Origin of the sequence: Streptomyces sp. NPDC008139 (genome assembly GCF_042957025.1) — a bacterium.
Classification (GTDB): Bacteria; Actinomycetota; Actinomycetes; order Streptomycetales; family Streptomycetaceae; genus Actinacidiphila.
Genome location: NZ_JBIBHM010000008.1, coordinates 215,045 through 240,847 on the forward strand (window position 1 = coordinate 215,045; position 25,803 = coordinate 240,847).

Consider the following 25,803-nt stretch of genomic DNA (forward strand, 5'->3'; position numbering starts at 1 on the left):
GTGTCGTCACGGTGACGACCGGGGGCGGGCCCGCGCCGCGCCCCCGGTCCCGTGCCGCCGGTGATCCCGGTGGGATCAGCGGGTCCGCGGGGTCACGGGGTCAGTGCGTGTAGAGGTACACGAAGCCGTTGGCCGGGGAGCAGAAGTAGTTGGGACCCCAGAGCGCGACGCCCGCGGCGCCCGCCGCCTGGCACTGTTCCTGCGTGTAGTAGACGCCCGAGACGTGGAATTCGCCCGCGGCACTGGCGGACGTGGCGGCGCCGAGCGGGGCCAGGATCGCCACCGCGGCGGCGGCGAGCAGTCCGATGCGTTGTCTCACGTTCCAACTCCTTGAACAGGGTGATTCCCTGACAGACAGTCAGGGACCGTGCGGAGGTGGTGCGATTGCGCTCGCATGCTATCCGGACGACCCGCTATAGGTCTATACCAATGCGGCGGCGCTGTGCCGACCGGCGGCCGGGCCGCCGTACCCGTCGTACTAAGGTCACGACGTATCCACCCACCTCGGCACGGAGGCCCCGCATGAAGGCGACCAAGGGTGCGGGCGCGCTCCTGCGACTGCGGAAGGTGAGCAGGACCTACGGGGAACGCAAGGCGCTGCTGCCGCTCGACCTGAGCCTGGCGCCCGGCCGCTGCACGGCCCTGTTCGGCCACAACGGCTCCGGCAAGTCCACCCTGCTGCGGATCGCCAGCGGCCGGGACGCGCCCACCTCGGGAGAGGCGCTGTTCGCGGGCCGCGCCATGAGCGAGGACGACCCCGAGGTACGCGCCAGGGTCGCGGTCGTCGGCGACACCGTCGCCTGCTACCCGGACCTGACCGTCCGCGAGCACCTGGAGCTGGTCACCGTCGCGCACGCCGTGGACGACGCCGCCGCCTGGATCGACCAGGTGCTGGCCGACCGGCGGCTGTCCGACCACGCCAACGCCCTGCCGGGCTCGCTCTCCTCCGGCCAGATGCAGTCCCTGCTCTTGGCCGCCGCCCTCGTCCGCCCCCGCGACCTGCTCGTCCTCGACGAGCCCGAGCAGCGCCTCGACCCCGACGCCCGGCGCCGCCTGGCCGAACTCCTCGTCGCGGAGAAGGCCGACGGCGTCGCCGTACTGCTCGCCACCCACCAGCCCGACCTCGCCGAGGCCGTCGCCGACCGCATGATCGCCCTGGAGGACGGCCGCGTGATCGCCTCCGGCGCGCCCGCCACGGTCCTGCGCGAGCTGGGGCTGCGCCCGTGACGGCCGCGTCGATCCCGCCGCAGGCGGACGGCCGGGACCCGGCGGACGACGGCGAGGACTCCGGTTTCGCGACCGCCGTCGCATCCGACGTCGCATCCGACGTCGGGGACCCGGACGCCGACGAGGTCTGGAGCGAGGAGGACGATGACCGGACGGCCGAGACGCTGGCCTGGCTGAAGCGCAAGCGCCGGGCACACCGCAGGGAACAGGGCCGGGACCTGGCCGTCCTGCTGTACTCCGTGCTGCTCGGCGGCATCGGGTACGGCAGCGGGGTGGCCGTGCACTTCCTGCGGGAGCTGGAGAACGGCGCGGACTACAGCGGGGTCGGCCGGGACCTCCAGCGCGGGCTGCCCGCGCTGTTCACGACCCTGACCGTCGCCCTCGCGCTCTTCGCGGCGCGCGACGCGCTGTGGCGCGGCCCGGTCGTCGTGCCGGGCCCGACCGTGGGCTGGCTGCTGGCCCAGCCGGTACGGCGGGCGGCGGTGCTGCGCCCGTGGTTCCGGCTCTCCGCCGGGATCGCGCTGATCCCCGGCCTGCTGGTGGGGGTCGCGGGCGGCGTCGTGCTGCGCGTCACCGGGCGCGCGGCGATCGGACCCGCCCTGCTCGGCGTGCTCCCGGCCGCGCTGTGCCTGCCGCTGCTCGCGGTCGCGCTCGGCATGGCCGTCGAGCGGCGGCCCCGGCTGATCCGGGCCGTCCAGCGGTGGACCGCGCCCGCCGTCCTGCTGCTGGGCGCGCTGACCGCCCAGACCGTCCTGGCCGCCACCGGCCACCGCTCGTCGGTCCTGGAGTGGATCGAGCTGTGGTCGGGGCCGTGGGGCTGGGCCGCGCAGCCGGTCGTACGGGCCACCGGCGGCTCCGTGCCCGGCTGGCCCGCCGCGGTCGTCCTGCTGGTGGCGCTCACCTCCGTCGCCACCGTCCGCGCGCACGGGGACGCGGCCCGCGTGCCGACCACGCAGCTCAGGGAGCGGGCGGCGACGGCCACCACCGTGTCCTCCGTGATGTGGTCGATGGAGCTGCGCGCCGCCAAGCTGGCGATCATGGAGGCGGGCGGCGCGTCCACCGCCCGCGGGCTGCGGCTGCGTCCGCCGCGCGGGCGGCTCGGCCGGCACTTCGTCGTCGAGTGGCGCGACCTGCTGGCGCTGCTGCGGGCCCCCGGGCGGCTCGGCAAGGCCGCCGTCTGGACCGCGTGCGGCGCCGCCACCGCGGGGCTCGGCGTGGACCTCGGCGGGGAGCGGCGGGTCGTCGGCCTCGTCCTCGGCCTGCTCTTCGGCTACATGGCGGTCGGCGCGCTCGCCGAGGCCGCGCGGCTGGAGACCGACGACGTACGGCGGGCCGCCTGGGCGCCGTTCCGCTTCCGCACGCTGATGCTGCACCACGCCGTCGTGCCCGCCGTCCTCGGCGCGCTCCTCGGCCTGCTCGCCGCGGTCCCCTTCGCCGTGACCGGCACCCCCTCGGCGCTGCTGCTCATGCCCCTGTGTGCCCCGCCCTTCACCGCCGCCGCCCTCTTCTCCGCCTGCCGCGGCCCCGCCCGCACCCAGCTCCTCTTCCTCGGCGGCGGCTCCCCCGTCGGCGGCCCCGGCCCGCTGATCTTCCTCGCCTGGTACGCCGCCGGGCCCCTCGTCTCCGTCACCGCCCTCTCCCTCCTCCTCGACCCGCCCCTCGTCCACGGCCTCCACGGGGGCGCCGCCGCTCAGCTCCTCCTCCCCACCGCCCTCCTCACCGCCCTCCTTCTCCTCCTCACCACCCGCGCCGCCGACCGCCTGATCCGCCACTGACCCTTACGGCGCCTATGCGAAGGCGGGTTCGCCCCAAAGGGGCGCGGGGAACTGCGCCACCAGCCACGACGCACCCGCACGTCACCACCCGCCCGGGCGGGGCAGATCGGCTGTCCCCGGACCACCGCCCCGGTGGGGCCGGGCCGCGCAGGTCCTCCCCCAGCCTTCGGCCGGGAGGTGCCCCCCGCGCCCCTGACGGGGCGCACCGTCTTTCGTCCGGACAGCAAGCCGATCATTTAAGGGGCGCGGGGAACTGCGCGCTCAGCCACGACGCCCCCGCACGTCACCACCCGCCCCAGCGGGGCATTCCGGTTGTCCCCGGACCACCGGCCCGGTGGGGCCGGGCCGCGCAGGTCCTCCCCCAGCCTTCGGCCGGGAGGTGCCCCCGCGCCCCTGACGGGGCAGCGTCGTGCGCCAAGGTGTCGGCGGCGGCGGACGAGGCAACCTGATCGCCGCGAAGCGGCTCTTAGCGGGCGTGAAGGACCACGACAGCCCAGACCACCCCTCCCGCCGCTCCCTGCTGACGGCAGCGGTGGCAACGGCGGGAGCGACGGCCGCGGCAGCGGCCCTGAGCGGCTGCACGTCCCAGGCCCAGGACACCGCCCCGCGCCGACTCCCGGCCCCGGCGGACCCGCTGGCGACGCAGCCGTACCGCCCGCAGGGCGACCCGCTGGTGCTCCAGGTGATGGCACACCCGGACGACGACCTGTTCTTCATGAACCCCGACACGCTGCACTCGCTCCAGGCGGGCACGCCCGTGGTGTCGGTGTACGTGACGGCGGGCGAGTCGACAGGCGTCAACCACGAACCGTTCGGCCCGCGCAAGCGCCACCGCAGGGACCAGGCCGCGTACTCCTCCTCCCGCCACCAGGGCCTGCGGCAGGCGTACGCGACGATGCTGGGGCTGCCGCACTTCACCCCGTGGACCACCGACGTGATCGACGTCGGCGGCGGTCTGCACGCGGAGGTGGACGAGCTGCGGCACGGCGCGATGCACGCGCGCCTGGTGTTCCTCCAGGTGTCGATGCACGAGCTGAGTTCCAGCGCGAGCCTGCCGATGATGTGGGAGGTGCCGGGCACCGTACTGCCGTACGTGGTGGCCCAGAACGCGCCCGCGCCGGCCGACGGCCGCGGCACGTACACCCACCAGAAGCTGGTGGACGTCCTGGCCGGGCTGATGGAACGTTTCCGCCCGACGGAGATCAGGACGCTCGACCCGGACCCCGACATCCAGGTGCACGACAAGCGGCATCCGGCGGCCAGTGAGCAGCCCGGCTTCTCCGACCACCGGGACCACACCGCGACGGCGCTGTTCACCTGGAAGGCGATGGCCCAGTGGGTGTCGGAGTCGGCGAACGGCCCCGGCCGGTCGGTGCCCGCCTTCAGCACCACCGCGTACCGCGGCTACTACAACCACCACTGGCCGTACAACCTGGCGCCCGCGACCGTGGCGCTCAAGGCGCGCTTCCTCTTCCAGTACGGCGGCAACCAGGCGTGGCGCTGCGGGAATCCGGCCGGCTGCGGTGACTACGGCCAGGGCGAGAACGAGCCGCTGGCCAACCCCAAGGGCTGGATCCGCTCGACGCACCGCCGCTATCCGGGGGCGCACCGGATCGTGGTCGGCGGGGCCGCGTACGAAGTGCTCGGTACGCGGGCGGTGCGGCGCGAGGAGACCCGGCCGGGCAGCGGGGTCTGGGGGCCGCCCCAGGATCTCGGCGGCGGGACGCTGGCGCCGGCGCTGTCCTGCGTACGGACCCGCGACGGCGGCACCCTCCTGTTCGCGCTGCGCTTCGCCGTCCTGGAGGGGCACGGCGGGCCGAACACCCGCGACATCGTGATGTGGCGCGACGGGGGCTGGTCCTCGCTCGGCAGTCCCGAGACGCACCCGGACCGTACGCGCAGGACCGGTGCGCCGGCCGCCGTGGCGGCCCCTGACGGCAGCGTGCACCTCTTCGCGCGCAACGCGGCCAAGGGGGTCAGCACCCGGGTGCTGACCGCCGGCGTCTGGAGCCCCTGGCGCGATCTCGGCGGCGCCGAGGTCCAGGACGGGCTGGCCGTCGTCACCGACCGCCGTGGCCGTATCCACGTCTTCGCCTCCGGCCACACCACCGTCCACCACTGGGCCCAGCCCAAGCCGGGCGGCGCCGTCGCCTACGCCCCCCTCCCGGCCCTCCCCGCCCCCGGCGGCCTCCCCTCCGCCACCCTCACTCCCTCCGGCCCCCTGTCACTCCACTACACCCTCCCCGCCACCCCCCGCGTCTTCCACCAATCCCTCGCCCTCTAGCCCCGCGCCTGACGGGGCGCAACGCAAAGGTGCCCCGGATCGCGGGAAGCGATTCGGGGCACCTTCGTTGGCTCAGAGCGAGCCGCAGGCCACTACTTGTTGATCTTCGTGACCTGACCGGCACCCACCGTGCGCCCACCCTCACGGATGGCGAACTTCAGGCCCTCTTCCATGGCGATCGGCTGGATGAGCTGGACGCTCATGGCCGTGTTGTCGCCCGGCATGACCATCTCGGTGCCCTCGGGGAGGGTCACGACGCCGGTCACGTCCGTGGTGCGGAAGTAGAACTGCGGACGGTAGTTGTTGAAGAAGGGGGTGTGACGGCCACCCTCGTCCTTCGACAGGATGTAGGCCTGGGCCTCGAACTCGGTGTGCGGGGTGACCGAACCGGGCTTGATGATGACCTGGCCGCGCTCGACATCCTCGCGCTTGATGCCACGGAGGAGCAGACCGACGTTCTCACCGGCCTGGCCCTCGTCGAGCAGCTTGCGGAACATCTCGATGCCGGTGACCGTGGTGGTGGTCTTGTCCTGCTTGATGCCGATGATGTCAACGGTCTCGTTGACCTTCAGCACACCACGCTCGATGCGGCCGGTGACGACGGTGCCACGACCGGTGATCGTGAAGACGTCCTCGATCGGCATCAGGAACGGCTTGTCGACGTCACGCTCGGGGGTCGGGATCGCGGTGTCCACGGCCTCCATGAGGCCGAGGAGCTTCTCGCCCCACTCCTTGTCGCCCTCAAGCGCCTTGAGCGCGGAGACGCGCACGACCGGCAGGTCGTCGCCCGGGAACTCGTACTCGGAGAGCAGCTCACGGACCTCGAGCTCGACGAGCTCCAGGATCTCCTCGTCGTCCACCATGTCGGCCTTGTTCAGGGCGACGACGATGTACGGCACGCCGACCTGGCGGGCCAGGAGCACGTGCTCCTTGGTCTGCGGCATCGGGCCGTCGGTCGCGGCGACCACCAGGATGGCGCCGTCCATCTGCGCCGCACCGGTGATCATGTTCTTGATGTAGTCCGCGTGACCGGGGCAGTCGACGTGCGCGTAGTGACGCGACTCGGTCTGGTACTCGACGTGCGCGATCGAGATGGTGATACCGCGCTGGCGCTCCTCAGGAGCCTTGTCGATCTGGTCGAAGGCCGAGGCCTCGTTCAGGTTCGGGTACGCGTCGTGCAGCACCTTGGTGATCGCCGCGGTAAGGGTCGTCTTACCGTGGTCGATGTGACCGATGGTGCCGATGTTGACGTGCGGCTTAGTCCGCTCGAACTTCGCCTTCGCCACTGGGGTCCTCCTGGGGAGTGGATCTGTACGCCTTGCTTCATCGGCGCCAGGTGATCTTTGCTGGAATGCGGACTGCCGGGGCACCCGCCGCGCACCGTCCGGTACACACCTTCCGGTTTGCGGCGGATTGCCCCCGAAGCCTGCTGTCAAGCCTAAAGGGTGAAACGCGCTGAGGATTTCAGGCGTTACTCGCCCTTGGCCTTCGCGATGATCTCCTCGGCGACGTTCCGCGGAACCTCGGCGTAGGAGTCGAACTGCATGGAGTAGCTGGCCCGGCCCGAGGTCTTGGACCGCAGGTCACCGACGTAGCCGAACATCTCCGACAGCGGAACCAGGCCCTTGACGACCCGGGCACCGCTGCGCTCCTCCATGGCCTGGATCTGGCCACGGCGGGAGTTGAGGTCGCCGATGACATCGCCCATGTAGTCCTCGGGCGTGGTGACCTCGACGGCCATCATCGGTTCGAGGAGCACGGGGCTCGCCTTGCGGGCACCCTCCTTGAACGCCTGCGAACCGGCGATCTTGAATGCCAGTTCGGAGGAGTCGACCTCGTGGTAGCCACCGTCGATCAGGGTGACGCGGACGCCCACCATCTCGTAGCCGGCGAGGATGCCGAACTTCATGGCCTCCTGCGCACCGGCGTCCACCGACGGGATGTACTCGCGGGGGATGCGGCCACCGGTGACCTTGTTGACGAACTCGTAGGTCGCGTCGCCGCCTTCCAGCGGCTCCAGCATGATCTGCACCTTCGCGAACTGACCGGTACCACCGGTCTGCTTCTTGTGGGTGTAGTCAATGCGCTCGACCGTCTTGCGGATGGTCTCGCGGTACGCGACCTGCGGCTTGCCGACGTTGGCCTCGACCTTGAACTCGCGCCGCATACGGTCGACCAGCACCTCGAGGTGCAGTTCGCCCATACCGCCGATGATGGTCTGGCCGGTCTCCTCGTCCGAGTGGACCTGGAAGGAGGGGTCCTCCTCCGAGAGCCGCTGGATGGCGACACCCAGCTTCTCCTGGTCACCCTTGGACTTGGGCTCGATCGCGACCTGGATCACCGGCGCCGGGAAGTCCATGGACTCCAGGATCACCGGGCTCTTGTCGTCGCACAGCGTCTCACCGGTGGTGGTCTGCTTCAGGCCCATGACGGCGATGATGTCGCCCGCGCCCACCGACTCGATCTCCTCACGCTTGTTCGCGTGCATGCGGTAGATCTTGCCGATGCGCTCCTTCTTGCCCTTGACGGAGTTCAGCACAGCCGAACCCGCGTTCAGGCGGCCCGAGTAGACCCGGACGAAGGTGAGCTTGCCCAGGTGCGGGTCGCTCATGATCTTGAACGCGAGGCCGGAGAACGGCTCCTCGTCCGACGGCCTGCGCTTGATGATCTCGTCGGCGTTGCCGACGGCGTGGCCCTCGATGGCCTCGACGTCCAGCGGCGACGGGAGGTAGCGCACGACCGCGTCGAGCAGGGGCTGGACGCCCTTGTTCTTGAACGCGGTGCCGCAGAACACGGGGGTGACGGTGACGGAGTCCTTGGTCCCCTTGGAGGCCAGGGTGATCCGGCGGATGGCCGCGATCAACTGGTCCTGGTCGGGCTCCTGGCCCTCCAGGTACAGCTCCATCATGGCGTCGTCGTGCTCGGCGACGGCCTCGAGCAACTTGCCGCGCCACTCGTCGGCCGCTTCGACGTGGGTGTCCGGGATGTCGACGGTGTCGTACATCTCGCCCTTGGTCGCTTCCGCGGACCAGACCAGCGCCTTCATCTGGACGAGGTCGACCACGCCCTTGAAGTCGGCTTCCGCGCCGATCGGGAGCTGCATGACCAGCGGCACCGCACCGAGGCGGTCCACGATCATGTCGACGCAGCGGTGGAACTCCGCGCCGGTGCGGTCGAGCTTGTTGACGAAGCAGATGCGGGGCACGCCGTAACGGTCGGCCTGACGCCACACCGTCTCGGACTGCGGCTCCACACCGGCGACACCGTCGAACACCGTGACGGCGCCGTCGAGGACGCGGAGCGAACGCTCCACCTCGACGGTGAAGTCGACGTGACCGGGGGTGTCGATGATGTTGATGGTGTGGTCGACATCATCGAGCGGCCAGTGACAGGTCGTCGCGGCCGACGTGATCGTGATGCCGCGCTCCTGCTCCTGCTCCATCCAGTCCATGGTGGCTGCGCCGTCGTGGACTTCACCGATCTTGTAGGAAACACCGGTGTAGAACAGGATCCGCTCGGTGGTCGTCGTCTTGCCCGCGTCGATGTGGGCCATGATCCCGATGTTGCGGACCCTGGCCAGGTCAAGCGAAGTGGTGGCCATGTGGCTCAGTCTTCTCTCGGTTTCGATGTGGGTGGTGACTACCAGCGGTAGTGCGCGAAGGCCTTGTTCGACTCGGCCATCTTGTGCGTGTCCTCACGGCGCTTCACGGAAGCACCCAGGCCATTGCTGGCGTCGAGGATCTCGTTCATCAGACGCTCGGTCATCGTCTTCTCGCGACGGGCGCGGGAGTAACCGACGAGCCAGCGGAGCGCCAGCGTGTTCTGACGGCCCGGACGGACCTCGACCGGCACCTGGTAGGTCGCACCGCCGACGCGGCGGGACTTGACCTCAAGGGTCGGCTTGATGTTCTCCAGCGCGCGCTTCAGCGTGATGACCGGGTCGTTGCCCGACTTCTCACGAAGGCCCTCAAGGGCGCCGTACACGATGCGCTCAGCGGTGGAGCGCTTGCCGTGCAGGAGGATCTTGTTGACGAGCGACGTCACCAGCGGGGAGCCGTAAACCGGGTCGATGATGACCGGGCGCTTCGGGGCGGGGCCCTTACGAGGCATGCTTACTTCTCCTTCTTGGCGCCGTAGCGGCTACGAGCCTGCTTACGGTTCTTGACGCCCTGCGTGTCGAGGGAACCGCGGATGATCTTGTAACGAACACCCGGAAGGTCCTTCACACGACCGCCACGCACGAGCACGATCGAGTGCTCCTGGAGGTTGTGGCCCTCACCCGGGATGTAAGCCGTGACCTCGATGCCGCTGGTCAGCCGCACGCGCGCGACCTTGCGCAGCGCCGAGTTCGGCTTCTTCGGGGTGGTCGTGTACACACGCGTGCAAACGCCACGGCGCTGCGGGGAACCCTTCAGCGCGGGCGTCTTGTTCTTCTCGACCTTGTCCTGCCGGCCCTTTCGGACCAACTGCTGGATCGTAGGCACCGTTTCTCCGGTTTCTGTGTGCCGATCTCGATAAATCTAACCTGGGGACCGACCCACGCGGTCGGGTGTGTCGCGGACCCCACACGAATCCGAACCAACGGAGAAGTGCGTATGTCGGGTGACGCGGCCTCGGTGCCCTCTCGCGGTCGCATGGCACGCGCGAGGACCCGGGCACACCCCAGGCACAAGGTCAGAGCGTACCTACCGCATCGGCTGCGGTCAAAACAAATGCAAACGCGCAGGCCGGTGACTACTCGAAGATTGCCACCACCCAGATCAGCGCCCAGAAAGCCAGCCCAAGATAACCGATCACCAACCCGGCCGTCGCCATCCCGTCACCCTGCTCACCGCGCTCGCGGATCTGCCGCTTCGCGGTGTGCCCGAGCACGACCGCGCCGATCGACGCCATCCCGAAGATCGGCGAACCGACCAATGAGCACACCAGTGCCCCGATCGCCGCCCCGTTCGTCTTCGGCACGGGCGCCAAGACCGGCGGCGCGTACCGGAACGGCTGCGGCCCCGCGAACGTCGGAGGCACCGGATACGGCGAGGACGGCCGCGGAATGTCCGCTGTCAGCCGGTCCAAGTCCCCGTACGTACGCGCCGCGTAGGCACGCCCCAACCGGTCCTCGTACTCTTCCTGCTTCAACCGCCCCTCGGTGAACGCCTCGTTCAGCACGTTCACCGCGCGCTCTCTGTCCGCATCCCCGGCAAGCATGTATCCATAATGCCGCAGAGCGGCCATCCCCGAGAGGGATGGCCGCCCTGTGTGACAGCAACGGGACGAAACTCAGCCGTTGTACGGGCCGTAGTCGTAGTCCTCCAGCGGAACGGCCTGGCCGGAGCCGGTGCCGAACGGGCTGTAGTCGATGTCGTCGTAGCCGACGGCCGAGTACATCGCGGCCTTGGCCTCCTCGGTCGGCTCCACCCGGATGTTGCGGTAGCGGGCGAGGCCCGTACCGGCCGGGATCAGCTTGCCGATGATGACGTTCTCCTTCAGGCCCAGCAGCGAGTCCGACTTGGCGTGGATCGCCGCGTCGGTCAGCACCCGGGTCGTCTCCTGGAAGGAGGCGGCCGACAGCCAGGACTCCGTGGCCAGCGAGGCCTTGGTGATACCCATGAGCTGCGGACGACCCGAGGCCGGGTGACCGCCCTCGGAGACCACACGCCGGTTCTCGGTCTCGAACCGGCCGCGCTCGACCAGCTCGCCGGGCAGCAGCTCCGCGTCGCCGGACTCGATGATCGTCACCCGGCGCAGCATCTGCCGGATGATGATCTCGATGTGCTTGTCGTGGATCGACACGCCCTGCGAGTTGTAGACCTTCTGGACTTCCTGCACCAGGTGGATCTGCACCTGGCGCTGGCCCAGAATGCGCAGCACGTCGTGCGGGTTGGTGGCACCGAAGGTCAGCTTCTGGCCGACCTCGACGTGGTCGCCCTCGCCCACCAGGAGCTTGGCGCGCTTGGAGATCGGGTAGGCGATCTCCTCGGCACCGTCGTCCGGGGTGACGACGAGCTTCTTCGTCTTCTCGGTCTCCTCGATCCGCACCCGGCCGGACGCCTCGGAGATCGGGGCGACACCCTTCGGGACACGGGCCTCGAACAGCTCGACGACACGCGGCAGACCCTGCGTGATGTCGTCACCGGCCACACCACCGGTGTGGAAGGTACGCATCGTGAGCTGGGTGCCGGGCTCACCGATCGACTGGGCCGCGATGATACCGACGGCCTCGCCGATGTCGACGAGCTTGCCGGTGGCCAGCGAACGGCCGTAGCAGTAGGCGCAGGTGCCGACGGTCGACTCGCAGGTGAGGATCGAGCGGGTCTTGACCTCCTCGACACCGTGCCGCACGAGCTGGTCGATCAGCACGTCCCCGAGGTCGACGTTGGCGGGCGCGATGACCTTGCCGTCCACCACGACGTCCTCGGCGAGCATGCGGGCGTACACGCTGGTCTCGACGTCGTCCGTCTTGCGCAGCGAACCGTCCGCGCCGCGCTCGGCGATCCGCAGCTTCAGACCGCGCTCGGTGCCGCAGTCCTCCTCGCGGATGATCACGTCCTGCGAGACGTCCACCAGACGGCGGGTCAGGTAACCCGAGTCGGCGGTACGCAGCGCGGTGTCGGCCAGACCCTTACGGGCACCGTGGGTGGAGATGAAGTACTCCAGCACGGACAGGCCCTCACGGAAGGACGCCTTGATCGGACGGGCGATCGTCTCGTTCTTGGCGTTCGACACCAGGCCACGCATACCCGCGATCTGACGCATCTGCATCATGTTTCCGCGGGCCCCGGAGTCCACCATCATGAAGATGGGGTTGGTCTTCGGGAAGTTCGCGTTCATCGCCACGGCAACCTCGTTGGTCGCCTTGGTCCAGATCGCGATGAGCTCCTGGGTGCGCTCGTCCTTGGTGATCAGACCGCGCTCGTACTGCTTCTGGACCTTCTCGTCCTGGGCCTCGTAGGAGGCGATGATCGCCTTCTTGGCCTCGGGCACCACGATGTCCGTGACGGACACGGTGACACCGGAACGGGTCGCCCAGTGGAAGCCCGCCGCCTTCAGGTTGTCGAGCGTCGCCGCCACGATGACCTTCGGGTAGCGCTCGGCGAGGTCGTTGACGATCTCGGAGAGCTGCTTCTTGCCGACCGCGTAGTCCACGAACGGGTAGTCCTCGGGCAGCAGCTCGTTGAAGAGCGCGCGGCCCAGGGTCGTCCGCAGCCGGAACGTGTCGCCGAGCTGGTACGGCTCCTCGCCCTCGGTGGGCTCCGGCGGCACCCAGCCACGCGGCGGGACGGTGCCCACCGGGAAGCGGATGTCGACCGGCGCCTGCATCGACAGCGCACGGCCGTCGAACGCCATGATCGCCTCGGCGGTCGAACCGAACGCCCGGTTCTCCCCGATGACCTCGCGCTCCTCGGAGTCCGTGGTCAGGAAGAACAGACCGAGCACCATGTCCTGGGTCGGCATGGTGACCGGACGGCCGTCGGCCGGCTTGAGGATGTTGTTCGAGGACAGCATCAGGATGCGGGCCTCGGCCTGCGCCTCCGCGGACAACGGGAGGTGCACGGCCATCTGGTCGCCGTCGAAGTCCGCGTTGAACGCGGTGCAGACCAGCGGGTGGATCTGGATGGCCTTGCCCTCGACGAGCTGCGGCTCGAAGGCCTGGATGCCCAGGCGGTGCAGGGTCGGTGCGCGGTTGAGCAGCACCGGGTGCTCGGCGATGACCTCTTCGAGCACGTCGTACACGACCGTACGGCCGCGCTCGACCATGCGCTTGGCCGACTTGATGTTCTGCGCGTGGTTCAGGTCCACCAGGCGCTTCATCACGAACGGCTTGAAGAGCTCCAGCGCCATGGCCTTGGGCAGGCCGCACTGGTGCAGCTTGAGCTGCGGGCCGACGACGATCACCGAACGGGCGGAGTAGTCGACGCGCTTGCCGAGCAGGTTCTGCCGGAAGCGGCCCTGCTTGCCCTTGAGCATGTCGGACAGCGACTTCAGCGGACGGTTGCCGGGGCCCGTGACCGGGCGGCCGCGACGGCCGTTGTCGAAGAGCGCGTCGACGGCCTCCTGGAGCATGCGCTTCTCGTTGTTCACGATGATCTCGGGGGCGCCGAGGTCGAGAAGCCGCTTCAGGCGGTTGTTGCGGTTGATGACGCGGCGGTACAGGTCGTTGAGGTCGGAGGTCGCGAAGCGGCCACCGTCGAGCTGCACCATCGGACGCAGGTCCGGCGGGATCACCGGGACGCAGTCCAGCACCATGCCGTTGGGCTTGTTGGTGGTCTGGAGGAAGGCGGAGACGACCTTGAGGCGCTTGAGCGCCCGGGTCTTCTTCTGGCCCTTGCCGGTCCGGATGATCTCGCGGAGGCGCTCGGCCTCCTCCTCCAGGTCGAAGGACTCCAGGCGCTTTTGCAGCGCCGCGGCACCCATCGAACCCTGGAAGTACGTACCGAAGCGGTCGCGCAGCTCGCGGTAGAGCAGCTCGTCGCCCTCCAGGTCCTGGACCTTGAGGTTCTTGAAGCGGGCCCACACCTCGTCGAGCCGGTCGATCTCGCGCTGCGCACGGTCGCGGAGCTGCTTCATCTCGCGCTCGGCGCCTTCGCGGACCTTGCGGCGGACGTCGGCCTTGGCGCCTTCGTTCTCCAGCTCGGCCAGGTCGGCTTCCAGCTTCTTCTGCCGGCCCTCGACGTCGGAGTCACGGCGCTGCTCGACCTGCTGGCGCTCGACGGAGACCTGGGCCTCCAGCGACGGCAGGTCGCGCGTGCGGCGCTCGTCGTCCACCCACGTGATCATGTACGCCGCGAAGTAGATGACCTTCTCCAGGTCCTTCGGGGCGAGGTCGAGCAGGTAGCCGAGGCGCGACGGAACGCCCTTGAAGTACCAGATGTGCGTGACGGGCGCGGCCAGCTCGATGTGGCCCATCCGCTCACGACGCACCTTGGCGCGAGTGACCTCGACGCCGCAGCGCTCACAGATGATGCCCTTGAAGCGGACCCGCTTGTACTTCCCGCAGTAGCACTCCCAGTCCCGGGTCGGGCCGAAGATCTTCTCGCAGAAGAGCCCGTCCTTTTCCGGCTTGAGCGTGCGGTAGTTGATGGTCTCCGGCTTCTTCACTTCGCCGTGCGACCAGGTACGAATGTCGTCCGCGGTGGCAAGGCCGATCCGCAGCTCGTCGAAGAAGTTGACGTCGAGCACTTGTCGTCAATCCCGCCTTCGGGTTCCACCCGACCAAAAAACGCGGTCGGGGTCGATTGTCAAACATGGTCTGAACGGTCCTGGGAGAGGCCGCCCGGTCCTGGAGGGACCGGGCGACCGGCCCGTCAGACCTCTTCGACGCTGCTCGGCTCCCGCCGGGACAGGTCGATACCGAGTTCTTCCGCGGCGCGGAAGACGTCCTCGTCGGTGTCACGCATCTCGATGGACATGCCGTCCGAGGACAGCACCTCCACGTTGAGGCAGAGCGACTGCATTTCCTTGATGAGCACCTTGAAGGACTCGGGGATGCCCGGCTCGGGGATGTTCTCGCCCTTGACGATGGCCTCGTAGACCTTCACGCGGCCGAGCACGTCGTCGGACTTGATGGTCAGCAGCTCCTGGAGGGCGTAAGCGGCGCCGTACGCCTCCAGCGCCCACACCTCCATCTCACCGAATCGCTGGCCACCGAACTGCGCCTTACCACCCAGCGGCTGCTGGGTGATCATCGAGTACGGACCGGTGGAGCGGGCGTGCAGCTTGTCGTCCACCAGGTGGTGCAGCTTGAGGATGTACATGTAGCCGATCGAGATCGGCTCAGGGAACGGCTCGCCGGAGCGGCCGTCGAACATCCGCGCCTTGCCGGACGGCAGGACCATGCGGTCGCCGTCGCGGTTCGGGATGGTGGACTCGAACAGACCGCGGATCTCGTCCTCGCGGGCACCGTCGAAGACCGGGGTCGCGACGTTGGTGCCGGCGGCGACGACGTCCGCGTCGATCGCCTGGAGGCGGCGCGCCCACTCCTCGCCGATACCGGAGACGTCCCAGCCCTGCTTGGCGAGCCAGCCGAGGTGGATCTCCAGGACCTGTCCCGGGTTCATGCGGGACGGGACGCCGAGCGGGTTGAGGATGATGTCGACCGGGGTGCCGTCCTCGGTGAACGGCATGTCCTCGACCGGCAGGATCTTCGAGATGACGCCCTTGTTGCCGTGACGGCCGGCGAGCTTGTCGCCGTCGGTGATCTTCCGCTTCTGCGCCACGTACACGCGCACGAGCTGGTTGACACCGGGCGGCAGTTCGTCGCCCTCCTCGCGGTCGAAGACCCGGACGCCGATGACCTTGCCGGTCTCGCCGTGCGGCACCTTCAGCGAGGTGTCACGGACCTCACGGGCCTTCTCGCCGAAGATCGCGCGCAGCAGGCGCTCCTCCGGGGTCAGCTCGGTCTCACCCTTGGGCGTGACCTTGCCGACCAGGATGTCGCCGGCGACGACGTCGGCGCCGATCCGGATGATCCCGCGCTCGTCGAGGTCCGCGAGGACCTCCTCGGAGACGTTGGGGATGTCCCGGGTGATCTCCTCCGGGCCGAGCTTGGTGTCACGGGCGTCGACCTCGTGCTCCTCGATGTGGATCGAGGAGAGGACGTCGTCCTGGACCAGCCGCTGGCTGAGGATGATCGCGTCTTCGTAGTTGTGGCCCTCCCAGGGCATGAACGCCACCAGGAGGTTCTTGCCGAGGGCCATCTCGCCCTCGTCGGTCGAGGGACCGTCGGCGAGCACCTGGCCGACGACGACCCGGTCGCCCTCGTTGACGACGACCTTCTGGTTGAAGGACGTGCCCTGGTTGGAGCGGGAGAACTTCGCGACGCGGTACGTGGTGTACGTGCCGTCGTCGTTGGTGATGGTGACGTAGTCGGCGGAGACCTCCTGGACCACACCGTCCTTGTCCGCCTTGATGACGTCACCGGCGTCGACCGCGCAGCGGTACTCCATGCCGGTGCCGACCAGCGGCGCCTCCGCCTTGATCAGCGGCACGGCCTGGCGCATCATGTTCGATCCCATGAGCGCGCGGTTGGCGTCGTCGTGCTCCAGGAACGGGATCATCGCGGTCGCGACCGACACCATCTGGCGCGGCGAGACGTCCATGTAGTCGACGTCGTCGCCGGGGATGTAGTCGATCTCGCCGCCGCGGCGGCGGACCAGCACGCGGGACTCGGCGAACCGCAGGTCCTCGGTGAGCGGCGCGTTGGCCTGCGCGATGACGAAGCGGTCTTCCTCGTCCGCGGTCAGGTAGTCGACGTCGTCGGTGACGACGCCCTCGACGACCTTGCGGTACGGGGTCTCGACGAAGCCGAACGCGTTGACCCGGCCGTAGGAGGCGAGCGAGCCGATCAGGCCGATGTTCGGGCCTTCGGGGGTCTCGATCGGGCACATGCGGCCGTAGTGCGACGGGTGCACGTCGCGGACCTCGAAGCCGGCCCGCTCACGGGACAGACCGCCGGGGCCCAGCGCCGACAGGCGGCGCTTGTGGGTCAGGCCGGACAGCGGGTTCGTCTGGTCCATGAACTGGGAGAGCTGGCTGGTGCCGAAGAACTCCTTGATGGAGGCGACGACCGGCCGGATGTTGATCAGGGTCTGCGGCGTGATCGCCTCGACGTCCTGGGTCGTCATCCGCTCGCGGACCACGCGCTCCATACGGGCCAGGCCGGTACGGACCTGGTTCTGGATCAGCTCGCCCACGTTGCGCAGGCGGCGGTTGCCGAAGTGGTCGATGTCGTCGACCTCGACCACCATCGAGGAGCCGTTCTCCCCGGTGGTCTCGGTCTCACCGGCGTGCAGCTTCACCAGGTACTTGATGGTGGCGATGATGTCGTCGGTGGTGAGCACACCGGCGTCCAGGGGCGCGTCGCTGCCGAGCTTCTTGTTCACCTTGTAGCGGCCGACCTTCGCGAGGTCGTAGCGCTTGGGGTTGAAGTAGAGGTTCTCCAGCAGGGTCTGCGCGGCCTCCTTGGTCGGCGGCTCGCCCGGACGCAGCTTGCGGTAGATGTCGAGCAGCGCGTCGTCCTGGCCCTGGGTGTGGTCCTTCTCCAGGGTGGCGCGCATCGACTCGTAGTCGCCGAACTCGTCCAGGATCTGCTCGGTGCTCCAGCCGAGCGCCTTGAGCAGGACGGTGACCGACTGCTTGCGCTTGCGGTCGATGCGGACACCGACCATGTCGCGCTTGTCGATCTCCATCTCCAGCCAGGCACCCCGGGACGGGATGATCTTGGCGGAGAAGATGTCCTTGTCGGACGTCTTGTCGATCTGGCTGTCGAAGTAGACACCCGGCGAGCGCACGAGCTGCGAGACGACGACACGCTCGGTGCCGTTGATGCAGAAGGTGCCCTTGTTGGTCATCAGTGGGAAGTCACCCATGAAGACCGTCTGGGACTTGATCTCGCCGGTCTCGTTGTTGGTGAACTCGGCGGTGACGAAGAGCGGGGCGCCGTACGTGAAGTCGCGCTCCTTGCACTCGTCCAGCGAGTTCTTCGGAGGCTCGAATCGGTGGTCACGGAAAGTGAGCGACATCGACCCGGAGAAGTCCTCGATCGGCGAGATCTCCTCGAAGATCTCCTCCAGACCGGACTTCCTGGGGACGTCCTGCCCACTGTCCAGGGCCGCCTCGACACGGGCCTTCCACGCGGCGTTGCCGAGCAGCCAGTCAAAGCTCTCGGTCTGGAGCGCGAGGAGGTTCGGAACTTCGAGCGGTTCACGGATCTTCGCGAAAGAGATGCGCAGCGGGGCGGTGCTTGCGCCGTTGTTCGAATTGGTGGTCGAGGCGTTGCGCGAGGCGGCCAAGAGGGGGTCCTTCCGAGGGCTCGGACTCACTACGCGCATACCGGTCCGCCCCTGAGCGTAAGAAGAAAGCCCTGATGGAGGACTTCTTCAGCAGTGCTCAGACGTGGGCATGCTCCTGGTGACGGGCCAGGCAGCAGCTAACAGGCAGCGCAAAGGGTCAGTGTAGCCACTCGGCACACTGATGTCCAGAGCAGAGATTCGGAGTACCGAATCATCGCCCCCTCGTCCGTCCTGCGGATCCCGCCTCGGAACCGGATCCGCGCCTGCGCCATGCATTCCCGCATCTCCCCCGATCCATGCATCCAACCCGGATCGAAGTGTCGACGCGTCCTGAGAATTGCGCGCCGCGTGCGGTTCGTCAAGGCCCTGGCCTGGCAGAGATGCTCACAGCCCCGCGCCCAGCCCCCCTGCCGGATGGCTCCCGGAGCAGGTCCCGTGCGGGAACGATCACCTTATCCGGACGGTGGCACCGCCCCGCCACAAGGACGCGGGAACGCCGCAGGGCGGCCACCCGAATGGGTGACCGCCCTACGGCTGTCCGGCCCTGTGCGGGCCGTACGGGGACTGCTGGGTGCCGCTCGGTGTTACTTGACCTCGACCGAGGCGCCGGCGGCCTTGAGGGACTCGGCGGCCTTGTCGGCGGCAGCCTTGTCGACCTTCTCCAGGACGGGCTTCGGGGCGCCGTCCACGAGGTCCTTGGCCTCCTTCAGGCCGAGCGAGGTCAGCTCACGCACGACCTTGATGACCTGGATCTTCTTGTCACCGGCGGCGGTGAGGACGACGTCGAACTCGTCCTGCTCCGGGGCGGCGTCCGCGACAGCGGCCGGACCGGCGACACCGGCGGCGGCGACGGGGGCGGCGGCCGTGACGTCGAACTTCTCCTCGAAGGCCTTCACGAACTCGGAGAGCTCGATGAGGGTGAGGGTCTCGAACTGCTCGAGCAGCTCGGTCTGGCTGAGCTTCGCCATGATGGCGGTCCTTCCACTAAATCGGCTGGTGCCGGTTGTCGATGTCGGCGGGCGTACTCGGAGCCCGCTGGACTGCGGGAGTGGTTACTCCGCAGCCTCGGCGGGAGCCGGCGTACCGGCACCGCCCTGCTCTGCCTGCTCGGCCTGCTTGGCACGAAGCGCCTCCGCGGTGCGGACGAACTTCGAGGGCAGCGCCTGGAAGAGCGCGGCAGTCTGCGACTGCTTGGCCTTCATGGCGCCCGCCAGCTTGGCGAGCAGAACCTCGCGGGACTCGAGGTCCGCGAGCTTCTTGATCTCGTCGGCGGACAGCGCCTTGCCGTCAAGGACACCGCCCTTGATGACGAGAGCGGGGTTGTCCTTGGCGAAGTCGCGCAGACCCTTCGCCGCCTCGACCGGGTCACCGGCGACGAAGGCGACGGCCGACGGACCCGCGAACAGGTCGTCGAGCGTGCTGATCCCGGCCTCGTTGGCCGCGATCTTGGTCAGCGTGTTCTTCACCACGGCGTACGTGACGTTCTCACCGAGCGAACGGCGCAGCGTCTTGAGCTGCGCCACGGTGAGACCGCGGTACTCGGTCAGCACAGCGGCGTTCGAGGAGCGGAACTGATCCGTCAACTCGGCAACCGCGGCAGCCTTATCGGGCCTCGCCATGAGTCTCGGCCTCCTTCCGGGTGATTGCGGACCGCACGGAATTGAAGGAGGGGACTTGGCAAAAACGAACGCCCCGGCGCAGGCGCACGGGGCGTGACTCGACGGAATCGACTTCCGCTCTGCGGAAATCTCTTCCGGAGTTCATCCACGATCACCTACGCGGGCCATCCGCAGCTAGCGGATCCTTCGGCCGCCACGCCCTTTTCGGGGCACGGCAACGACCAGCGGTCTTTGGCTTCTCGGGAAGCGTACGGGACGGGTCCTTACAACACCAAATCCGGCCCCCGTGCGGTGTGCACGGAGGCCGGACTTCGGATGGTGCTTCACGCCTTACGCGTGGCCCCGCGTCGTCATCAGACGGACGCCGGGTCCTCCTCGACGAGGAGGTTGCGGGTGCGGTTGGGGTCGACCTGGATGCCGGGGCCCATGGTGGTGCTCACGGCGGCCTTCTTGATGTAACGACCCTTGGCGGCGGACGGCTTGAGACGCAGGATCTCGTCCAGGGCCGCCGCGTAGTTCTCCACCAGTTTGGTCTCGTCGAAGGAGACCTTGCCGATGATGAAGTGCAGGTTCGAGTGCTTGTCGACGCGGAACTCGATCTTGCCGCCCTTGATGTCCGTGACAGCCTTCGCCACGTCCGGGGTGACCGTACCGGTCTTCGGGTTCGGCATCAGGCCACGGGGACCGAGCACGCGGCCCAGACGGCCGACCTTGCCCATGAGGTCCGGGGTGGCGACGACGGCGTCGAAGTCCAGACGGCCCTTCGACACCTCGTCGATCAGTTCGTCGGAGCCGACGATGTCGGCTCCCGCGGCTTCCGCGGCCGCAGCACGGTCACCGGTCGCGAAGACCAGGACCCGGGCGGTCTTGCCGGTGCCGTGCGGAAGGTTCACGGTGCCACGGACCATCTGGTCGGCCTTGCGCGGGTCGACACCCAGGCGGAAGGCGACCTCGACGGTCGAGTCGAACTTGGTGGTCGCGGTGTCCTTGGCGATCCGGACGGCCTCGAGCGGGGCGTACAGGCGCTCCGCGTCGATCTTGCCGTCGGCAGCGCGAAGGGACTTGCTGCGCTTGCTCACTTACTGCTCCTGTTGGTGAAGGGGAGTCGTGGTACGGGCCGAGCAGGCCCTGCCACAGGTGAACCGGCGGGGCGTCAGCCCCAGCCGCTGTCGCTCGGGCGTCAGCCCTCGACCGTGATGCCCATGGAGCGGGCGGTGCCGGCGATGATCTTCTCGGCGGCGTCCAGGTCGTTCGCGTTCAGGTCGGGGAGCTTCGTCGTGGCGATGTCCCGAACCTGGTCGCGGGTGAGCTTGGCGACCTTCTTGACGTGCGGCTCGCCGGAGCCCTTCTCGACACCCGCGGCCTTGAGGATCAGCTTGGCCGCCGGCGGCGTCTTGGTGATGAAGGTGAAGGAACGGTCGTCGTAGACCGTGATCTCCACCGGGATCACCATGCCGCGCTGCGACTCGGTCGCCGCGTTGTAGGCCTTGCAGAACTCCATGATGTTCACGCCGTGCTGGCCCAGCGCGGGGCCGACCGGCGGCGCCGGGTTGGCCGCGCCGGCGTTGATCTGGAGCTTGATCAGCCCCGTGATCTTCTTCTTCTTGGGAGGCATTGCTCTCTCCGGGTCCTGTTGAGAGTGTTCGTGCCTGCGTACAGGCATACCGCACCACTTTAGCGGGTATTGGCCCGCATCCTGAAACCGGCCGGTGGCCGGGGGACACAGCAGCCCCCGGCCGACGGAGAACCGTCGGACGGGGGCTGCTGGAAAAGTCTCAGTTCTTCTGGATCTGGTCGAAGCTCAGCTCGACCGGGGTCTCGCGGCCGAAGATCTCGACCAGGCCCTTGACCTTCTTCGAGTCGGCGTTGATCTCGTTGATCGTCGCCTGGAGAGTCGCGAAGGGGCCGTCGGTGACGGTGACCGAGTCGCCGACCTCGAAGTCCAGCACCTGGACCTCGACCTTGCGCGGCTGGGCGGTGCCCTCGGCGATGGCGGCGGCCTCGGCCGCGGCCTCCACCTCCGGGGCGAGCATCTTCACGATCTCGTCGAGGGTCAGCGGGTACGGGTCGTACGCGTTGCCGACGAAGCCGGTGACACCGGGGGTGTTGCGGACGACGCCCCACGACTCGTTCGTCAGGTCCATGCGCACCAGCACGTAGCCGGGGAGCTTGTTCTGCCGAATGGTCTTGCGGTCGCCGTTCTTGATCTGGACGACTTCTTCCTGGGGCACTTCGGCCTGGTAGATGTAGTCCTCGACGTTGAGCGAGACGGCGCGCTGCTCCAGGTTGGACTTCACGCGGTTCTCGTAACCGGCGTAGGTGTGGATCACGTACCACTCGCCGGGCAGGGTGCGAAGCTCCTCGCGGAAGGCGGCGACCGCGTCCACGACCGGCTCGGACACGGCGGCCTCGCCGTCGTCCTCAGCCGCTTCGTCCTCAGCCGCTTCGTCCTCGTCGGCGACCGCCACGTCCTCGTCGGACTCGTCGTCCGCCTCGTCGTCGTCCGCGCCGTCCGTGGCGGCCTCGGCGGCTTCCTCGTCCTCGTCCTCGTGGACGGCGGCCTGCTCGGCGGCTTCGCCGGCGTTCAGGTCGGCAGCCTCGGCCTGGTCGATCTCGCCGTCGGCGGCCTCGACGATGTCGAGCGCGGTGTCGTCGCCCTCAACGGTTTCGTCGGCGTCGTACACGTTCGGGTCAGACACGGTGACTGCTTCTTCCTGACTTCAAGGGGTGGAACATGCGGACAGGCGCCCGTGGACCGGCGCCCACCGCGGGATCAGCCGAAGACGTACGAGACGAGCTTCGAGAATCCCCAGTCAACCACGCTGACGAGACCGATGACGACGACAACGAAGACAATCACCACTGTGGTGTAGGTGATCAGGTCGTTGCGGCTCGGCCAGACGACCTTGCGGAGTTCCGCGACGATCTGGCGGTAGAAGAGCGCCAGCCGACCGAGGGGGCCCTTCTTGCCGCGCTTGCCGCCGCGGCGGGGCTTCCGAGTCTCGTCGTCCTCGGACGTGTCAGGCTCAGGGGCCTCGATGGAGTCCGTGATCTCAGTCACTACGTCCTCACCTGACTCCGGGTCGTGGCCGTGTCGCGCCCGTCGCGCGGTACGGCGAGTGCTTTACCTGCCCACGTCCGTCGGGTGACGTGTGGAGCAGGGTCGGAGGGACTCGAACCCACAACCGCTGGTTTTGGAGACCAGTGCTCTACCAATTGAGCTACGACCCTTTGCGACTCCCCCAACGTACCGCAGCATTGCGAAACCGCGGTGCCGGTGGGAAGGCCATCGACGGATGAGTGTACGTGTTTCGCGGCCCTCCGTCGAACGCCTTGCGTCCGATCAGGTTCCGGCCGCGTTCCGTTGACGTTTTGTCGAGGTGCCGAGGAGGTGCCGGTGGGGTGCCGAGGAGGTTCCGGTGGGGTGCCGGCGAGGCGCTGGTCAGGTGCCGACGGGGCCGCGCGCCCCCGGCGCGCACCGGGTGTGTTCACAGTCCGGACAGGTCCGCAAACCTGGGTGCCGGGCCTCCCCCGCGTCTGGGACCATGCAGTCATGAGCGCAGCTACTCCCCCCGTACAGTCTCCCACCGACCGTCGGGTGTCGGCCCGCGTCGGGTCGATCTCCGAGTCCGCGACGCTGGCCGTCGACGCCAAGGCCAAGGCCCTCAAGGCCGCCGGGCGCCCGGTCATCGGATTCGGCGCGGGAGAGCCCGATTTCCCGACACCCGGCTACATCGTCGAAGCCGCGGTGGAGGCGTGCCGCAACCCGAAGTACCACCGCTACACCCCGGCCGGCGGTCTGCCCGAGCTGAAGACGGCCATCGCCGCCAAGACGCTCCGCGACTCCGGCTACGAGGTCGAGCCGTCGCAGGTGCTGGTCACCAACGGCGGCAAGCAGGCCATCTACGAGGCGTTCGCCGCGATCCTCGACCCGGGTGACGAGGTCATCGTGCCCGCCCCGTACTGGACCACCTACCCCGAGTCGATCCGGCTCGCGGGCGGCGTGCCGGTCGAGGTCGTCGCGGACGAGACCACCGGTTACCGGGTCTCGGTCGAGCAGCTCGAAGCGGCCCGCACCGAGCGCACCAAGGTCGTGCTGTTCGTCTCGCCCTCCAACCCCACCGGCGCCGTGTACAGCGCCGCCGACACCGAGGCGATCGGCCGCTGGGCCGTCGAGCACGGCCTGTGGGTGCTGACCGACGAGATCTACGAGCACCTGGTGTACGGCGACGCGACGTTCACCTCGCTGCCGACGGCCGTGCCCGAGCTGCGCGACAAGTGCATCGTGGTCAACGGCGTGGCGAAGACGTACGCCATGACCGGCTGGCGGGTCGGGTGGATCATCGGCCCGAAGGACGTGGTCAAGGCCGCGACGAACCTCCAGTCGCACGCCACCTCGAACGTCTCCAACGTCGCGCAGGTCGCCGCGCTGGCCGCCGTCTCGGGCAACCTGGACGCGGTCGCCGAGATGCGGACCGCCTTCGACCGCCGCCGCCGCACCATCGTGCGGATGCTCAACGAGATCGACGGCGTCGTCTGCCCGACGCCCGAGGGCGCGTTCTACGTCTACCCGTCGGTGAAGGCGCTGCTCGGCAAGGAGATCCGCGGCAAGCGCCCGGCCGACTCCGTCGAGCTGGCCGCGCTGATCCTGGACGAGGCCGAGGTCGCGGTCGTGCCTGGTGAGGCCTTCGGCACCCCCGGCTACCTGCGGCTTTCGTACGCGCTCGGCGACGAGGACCTGGAAGAGGGCGTCTCGCGGCTCCAGAAGCTGCTGGGCGAGGCGAAGGACTGAGCCCCTTCGGGCGCTACGGCGATCCGTTTTTGCATTCGGGCAAGCCCCCGTTCGGAGAAAGTGGTACCGGACGGGGGCTGTCGTATAGCAGGATCTTGGAATGGCACGCGAGGTCCGTCAGCTCCCCAAGGCACATCTGCATCTGCACTTCACCGGCTCCATGCGCCCCGGCACGCTCCTGGAACTGGCCGACCGGCACGGCGTGCACCTCCCCGAGGCGCTGACCTCGGGCGAACCCCCCAAACTCCGGGCCACCGACGAGCGCGGCTGGTTCCGCTTCCAGCGGCTGTACGACATCGCCCGCTCCTGCCTGCGCACTCCGGAGGACATCCAGCGGCTGGTCCGCGAGGCCGCCGAGGAGGACGCGGCGGACGGCTCCGGCTGGCTGGAGATCCAGGTCGACCCGACCTCGTACGCGCCGCGGCTCGGCGGGCTGATCCCCACGATGGAGATCGTCCTGGACGCCGTGCACACCGCCTCGCGGGACACCGGGGTCGGCATGGCCGTGGTCGTCGCCGCCAACCGCATGAAGCACCCGCTGGACGCCCGTACGCTGGCCCGGCTCGCCGTCCGGTACGCCGACCGCGGCGTGGTCGGCTTCGGGCTCTCCAACGACGAACGGCGCGGTCTGGCACGGGACTTCGACCGCGCCTTCGCCATCGCCCGGGACGGCGGCCTGCTCGCGGCCCCGCACGGCGGGGAGCTGGCGGGGCCCTCCAGCGTCCGCGACTGCGTCGACGACCTGTACGCGGGCCGTATCGGGCACGGGGTCCGCGCCGCCGAGGACCCGCGGCTGCTGCGCCGCCTCGCCGAGAAGGGCATCACCTGCGAGGTCTGCCCGGCCTCCAACGTCGCGCTCGGCGTGTACGAGAAGGCCGAGGACGTACCGCTGCGCACCCTGTACGAGGCGGGCGTGCCGATGGCGCTCGGCGCCGACGACCCGCTGCTCTTCGGCTCCCGGCTCGCCGCCCAGTACGAGATCGCCCGCGCCTCGCACGACTTCACCGACGCCGAACTGGCCGAGCTGGCCCGGCAGTCCGTACGGGGCTCCCGCGCGCCGGAGGACGTACGCCGACGGCTGCTGGCGGGGATCGCGGAGTGGGAGGCGACGCCCGAGGGGGCCAAGAGCTCTCGTGAGGGTGCGGTGGGCTCTCCCGAGAGGGCTGACGGCTCCGCCGAGAGGGTCGCGGGCGCTACAGGCTGACGCCGGGCTCTGCCGGGAAGGTCATCTGATCTACAGACTGACGCCGGGCTCCGCCGAGAGAGCCGTCGGATCTACAGACTGACGCCGGGCTCCGCCGAGAGAGCCGTCGGATCTACA

The 25,803-nt window shown here is 68.9% G+C and carries 19 protein-coding genes and 1 tRNA gene; 5 read left to right on the plus strand and 15 right to left on the minus strand.

Going from position 1 to position 25,803, the window contains the following annotated elements; all coding sequences use genetic code 11:
• Positions 1-100: 100 nt before the first annotated feature.
• The gene (locus tag ACFZBB_RS18895; protein ID WP_391123616.1) at positions 101-319 is read right to left on the minus strand and encodes a hypothetical protein; all 219 of its coding nucleotides are present in this window, start codon (positions 317-319) and stop codon (positions 101-103) included.
• 203 nt (positions 320-522) lie between these two features.
• Between ACFZBB_RS18895 and ACFZBB_RS18900 the strand changes: the two genes are divergently transcribed.
• The 3 genes from ACFZBB_RS18900 to ACFZBB_RS18910 all read left to right on the plus strand — a co-directional run bounded on the left by ACFZBB_RS18900 (position 523) and on the right by ACFZBB_RS18910 (position 5,286).
• Positions 523-1,227: an ATP-binding cassette domain-containing protein gene (locus ACFZBB_RS18900; protein ID WP_391123618.1), complete on the plus strand. Its 705-nt coding sequence runs from the start codon at positions 523-525 to the stop codon at positions 1,225-1,227.
• Positions 1,224-3,002 carry a hypothetical protein gene (locus ACFZBB_RS18905; RefSeq protein ID WP_391123620.1) on the plus strand — a complete coding sequence of 593 codons (1,779 nt, stop codon included), beginning with the start codon at positions 1,224-1,226 and terminating at the stop codon, positions 3,000-3,002. The genes ACFZBB_RS18900 and ACFZBB_RS18905 overlap by 4 nt, the downstream gene beginning before the upstream one ends.
• 409 nt (positions 3,003-3,411) lie before the next feature.
• Complete coding sequence (locus tag ACFZBB_RS18910) at positions 3,412-5,286, plus strand: PIG-L family deacetylase (protein ID WP_391123623.1); 1,875 nt, start codon at positions 3,412-3,414, stop codon at positions 5,284-5,286.
• Positions 5,287-5,378: 92 nt separating this feature from the next.
• Here ACFZBB_RS18910 and tuf read toward each other — a convergent pair whose 3' ends face one another.
• From tuf to ACFZBB_RS18980, 14 genes are all read right to left on the minus strand, one after another.
• Positions 5,379-6,572 (minus strand): elongation factor Tu, encoded by a 1,194-nt coding sequence (tuf, locus tag ACFZBB_RS18915; RefSeq protein ID WP_355340236.1) that lies wholly within the window; start codon positions 6,570-6,572, stop codon positions 5,379-5,381.
• 185 nt (positions 6,573-6,757) lie between these two features.
• Positions 6,758-8,887: an elongation factor G gene (gene fusA / locus ACFZBB_RS18920; RefSeq protein ID WP_355340239.1), complete on the minus strand. Its 2,130-nt coding sequence runs from the start codon at positions 8,885-8,887 to the stop codon at positions 6,758-6,760.
• 38 nt (positions 8,888-8,925) lie between these two features.
• The gene (rpsG, locus tag ACFZBB_RS18925; RefSeq protein ID WP_093713199.1) at positions 8,926-9,396 is read right to left on the minus strand and encodes a 30S ribosomal protein S7; all 471 of its coding nucleotides are present in this window, start codon (positions 9,394-9,396) and stop codon (positions 8,926-8,928) included.
• Between the two features lie 2 nt (positions 9,397-9,398).
• Complete coding sequence (gene rpsL / locus ACFZBB_RS18930) at positions 9,399-9,770, minus strand: 30S ribosomal protein S12 (protein WP_014144289.1); 372 nt, start codon at positions 9,768-9,770, stop codon at positions 9,399-9,401.
• A gap of 250 nt (positions 9,771-10,020) precedes the next feature.
• On the minus strand, positions 10,021-10,515 hold the full coding sequence (locus ACFZBB_RS18935; RefSeq protein ID WP_391123625.1) for a DUF1707 domain-containing protein: 495 nt from the start codon (positions 10,513-10,515) through the stop codon (positions 10,021-10,023).
• A gap of 45 nt (positions 10,516-10,560) precedes the next feature.
• Entirely contained in the window at positions 10,561-14,460 is a 3,900-nt protein-coding gene (locus ACFZBB_RS18940) for a DNA-directed RNA polymerase subunit beta' (RefSeq protein WP_391123627.1), read from the minus strand.
• 125 nt (positions 14,461-14,585) lie between these two features.
• A complete protein-coding gene (gene rpoB, locus ACFZBB_RS18945) occupies positions 14,586-18,071 on the minus strand; it encodes a DNA-directed RNA polymerase subunit beta (RefSeq protein WP_355340250.1) in 3,486 nt (1,161 codons plus the stop codon).
• Between the two features lie 584 nt (positions 18,072-18,655).
• Complete coding sequence (gene rplL / locus ACFZBB_RS18950; RefSeq protein WP_391123630.1) at positions 18,656-19,039, minus strand: 50S ribosomal protein L7/L12; 384 nt, start codon at positions 19,037-19,039, stop codon at positions 18,656-18,658.
• Positions 19,040-19,123: 84 nt separating this feature from the next.
• Positions 19,124-19,690 (minus strand): 50S ribosomal protein L10, encoded by a 567-nt coding sequence (gene rplJ / locus ACFZBB_RS18955; RefSeq protein WP_355340256.1) that lies wholly within the window; start codon positions 19,688-19,690, stop codon positions 19,124-19,126.
• 353 nt (positions 19,691-20,043) lie between these two features.
• Entirely contained in the window at positions 20,044-20,769 is a 726-nt protein-coding gene (gene rplA / locus ACFZBB_RS18960; RefSeq protein ID WP_355340259.1) for a 50S ribosomal protein L1, read from the minus strand.
• A gap of 101 nt (positions 20,770-20,870) precedes the next feature.
• Complete coding sequence (rplK, locus tag ACFZBB_RS18965; RefSeq protein ID WP_355340262.1) at positions 20,871-21,305, minus strand: 50S ribosomal protein L11; 435 nt, start codon at positions 21,303-21,305, stop codon at positions 20,871-20,873.
• Positions 21,306-21,465: 160 nt separating this feature from the next.
• Positions 21,466-22,389, minus strand: a complete 924-nt coding sequence (nusG, locus tag ACFZBB_RS18970; protein ID WP_391123632.1) for a transcription termination/antitermination protein NusG — start codon at positions 22,387-22,389, stop codon at positions 21,466-21,468.
• Between the two features lie 74 nt (positions 22,390-22,463).
• Entirely contained in the window at positions 22,464-22,742 is a 279-nt protein-coding gene (secE, locus tag ACFZBB_RS18975; protein WP_355340710.1) for a preprotein translocase subunit SecE, read from the minus strand.
• A 106-nt stretch (positions 22,743-22,848) separates the two neighbouring features.
• Positions 22,849-22,921: transfer RNA gene (locus ACFZBB_RS18980), tRNA-Trp, on the minus strand.
• A gap of 322 nt (positions 22,922-23,243) precedes the next feature.
• Between ACFZBB_RS18980 and ACFZBB_RS18985 the strand changes: the two genes are divergently transcribed.
• Together ACFZBB_RS18985 and ACFZBB_RS18990 are read left to right on the plus strand one after the other, a co-directional pair.
• Positions 23,244-24,482: a pyridoxal phosphate-dependent aminotransferase gene (locus tag ACFZBB_RS18985; RefSeq protein WP_355340268.1), complete on the plus strand. Its 1,239-nt coding sequence runs from the start codon at positions 23,244-23,246 to the stop codon at positions 24,480-24,482.
• A gap of 100 nt (positions 24,483-24,582) precedes the next feature.
• Complete coding sequence (locus ACFZBB_RS18990) at positions 24,583-25,686, plus strand: adenosine deaminase (RefSeq protein ID WP_391123634.1); 1,104 nt, start codon at positions 24,583-24,585, stop codon at positions 25,684-25,686.
• The last annotated feature ends 117 nt before the right edge of the window (positions 25,687-25,803 follow it).

Coding starts and splice junctions, on each gene's coding strand:
- ACFZBB_RS18990 (WP_391123634.1), top strand. CDS start 24,583: ATGGCACGCGAGGTCCGTCAGCTCCCCAAGGCACATCTGCATCTGCAC.
- ACFZBB_RS18935 (WP_391123625.1), bottom strand. CDS start 10,515: ATGGCCGCTCTGCGGCATTATGGATACATGCTTGCCGGGGATGCGGAC.
- rpsG (WP_093713199.1), bottom strand. CDS start 9,396: ATGCCTCGTAAGGGCCCCGCCCCGAAGCGCCCGGTCATCATCGACCCG.
- rplJ (WP_355340256.1), bottom strand. CDS start 19,690: ATGGCGAGGCCCGATAAGGCTGCCGCGGTTGCCGAGTTGACGGATCAG.
- rplK (WP_355340262.1), bottom strand. CDS start 21,305: ATGCCTCCCAAGAAGAAGAAGATCACGGGGCTGATCAAGCTCCAGATC.
- ACFZBB_RS18900 (WP_391123618.1), top strand. CDS start 523: ATGAAGGCGACCAAGGGTGCGGGCGCGCTCCTGCGACTGCGGAAGGTG.
- fusA (WP_355340239.1), bottom strand. CDS start 8,887: ATGGCCACCACTTCGCTTGACCTGGCCAGGGTCCGCAACATCGGGATC.
- ACFZBB_RS18985 (WP_355340268.1), top strand. CDS start 23,244: ATGAGCGCAGCTACTCCCCCCGTACAGTCTCCCACCGACCGTCGGGTG.
- rplL (WP_391123630.1), bottom strand. CDS start 19,039: ATGGCGAAGCTCAGCCAGACCGAGCTGCTCGAGCAGTTCGAGACCCTC.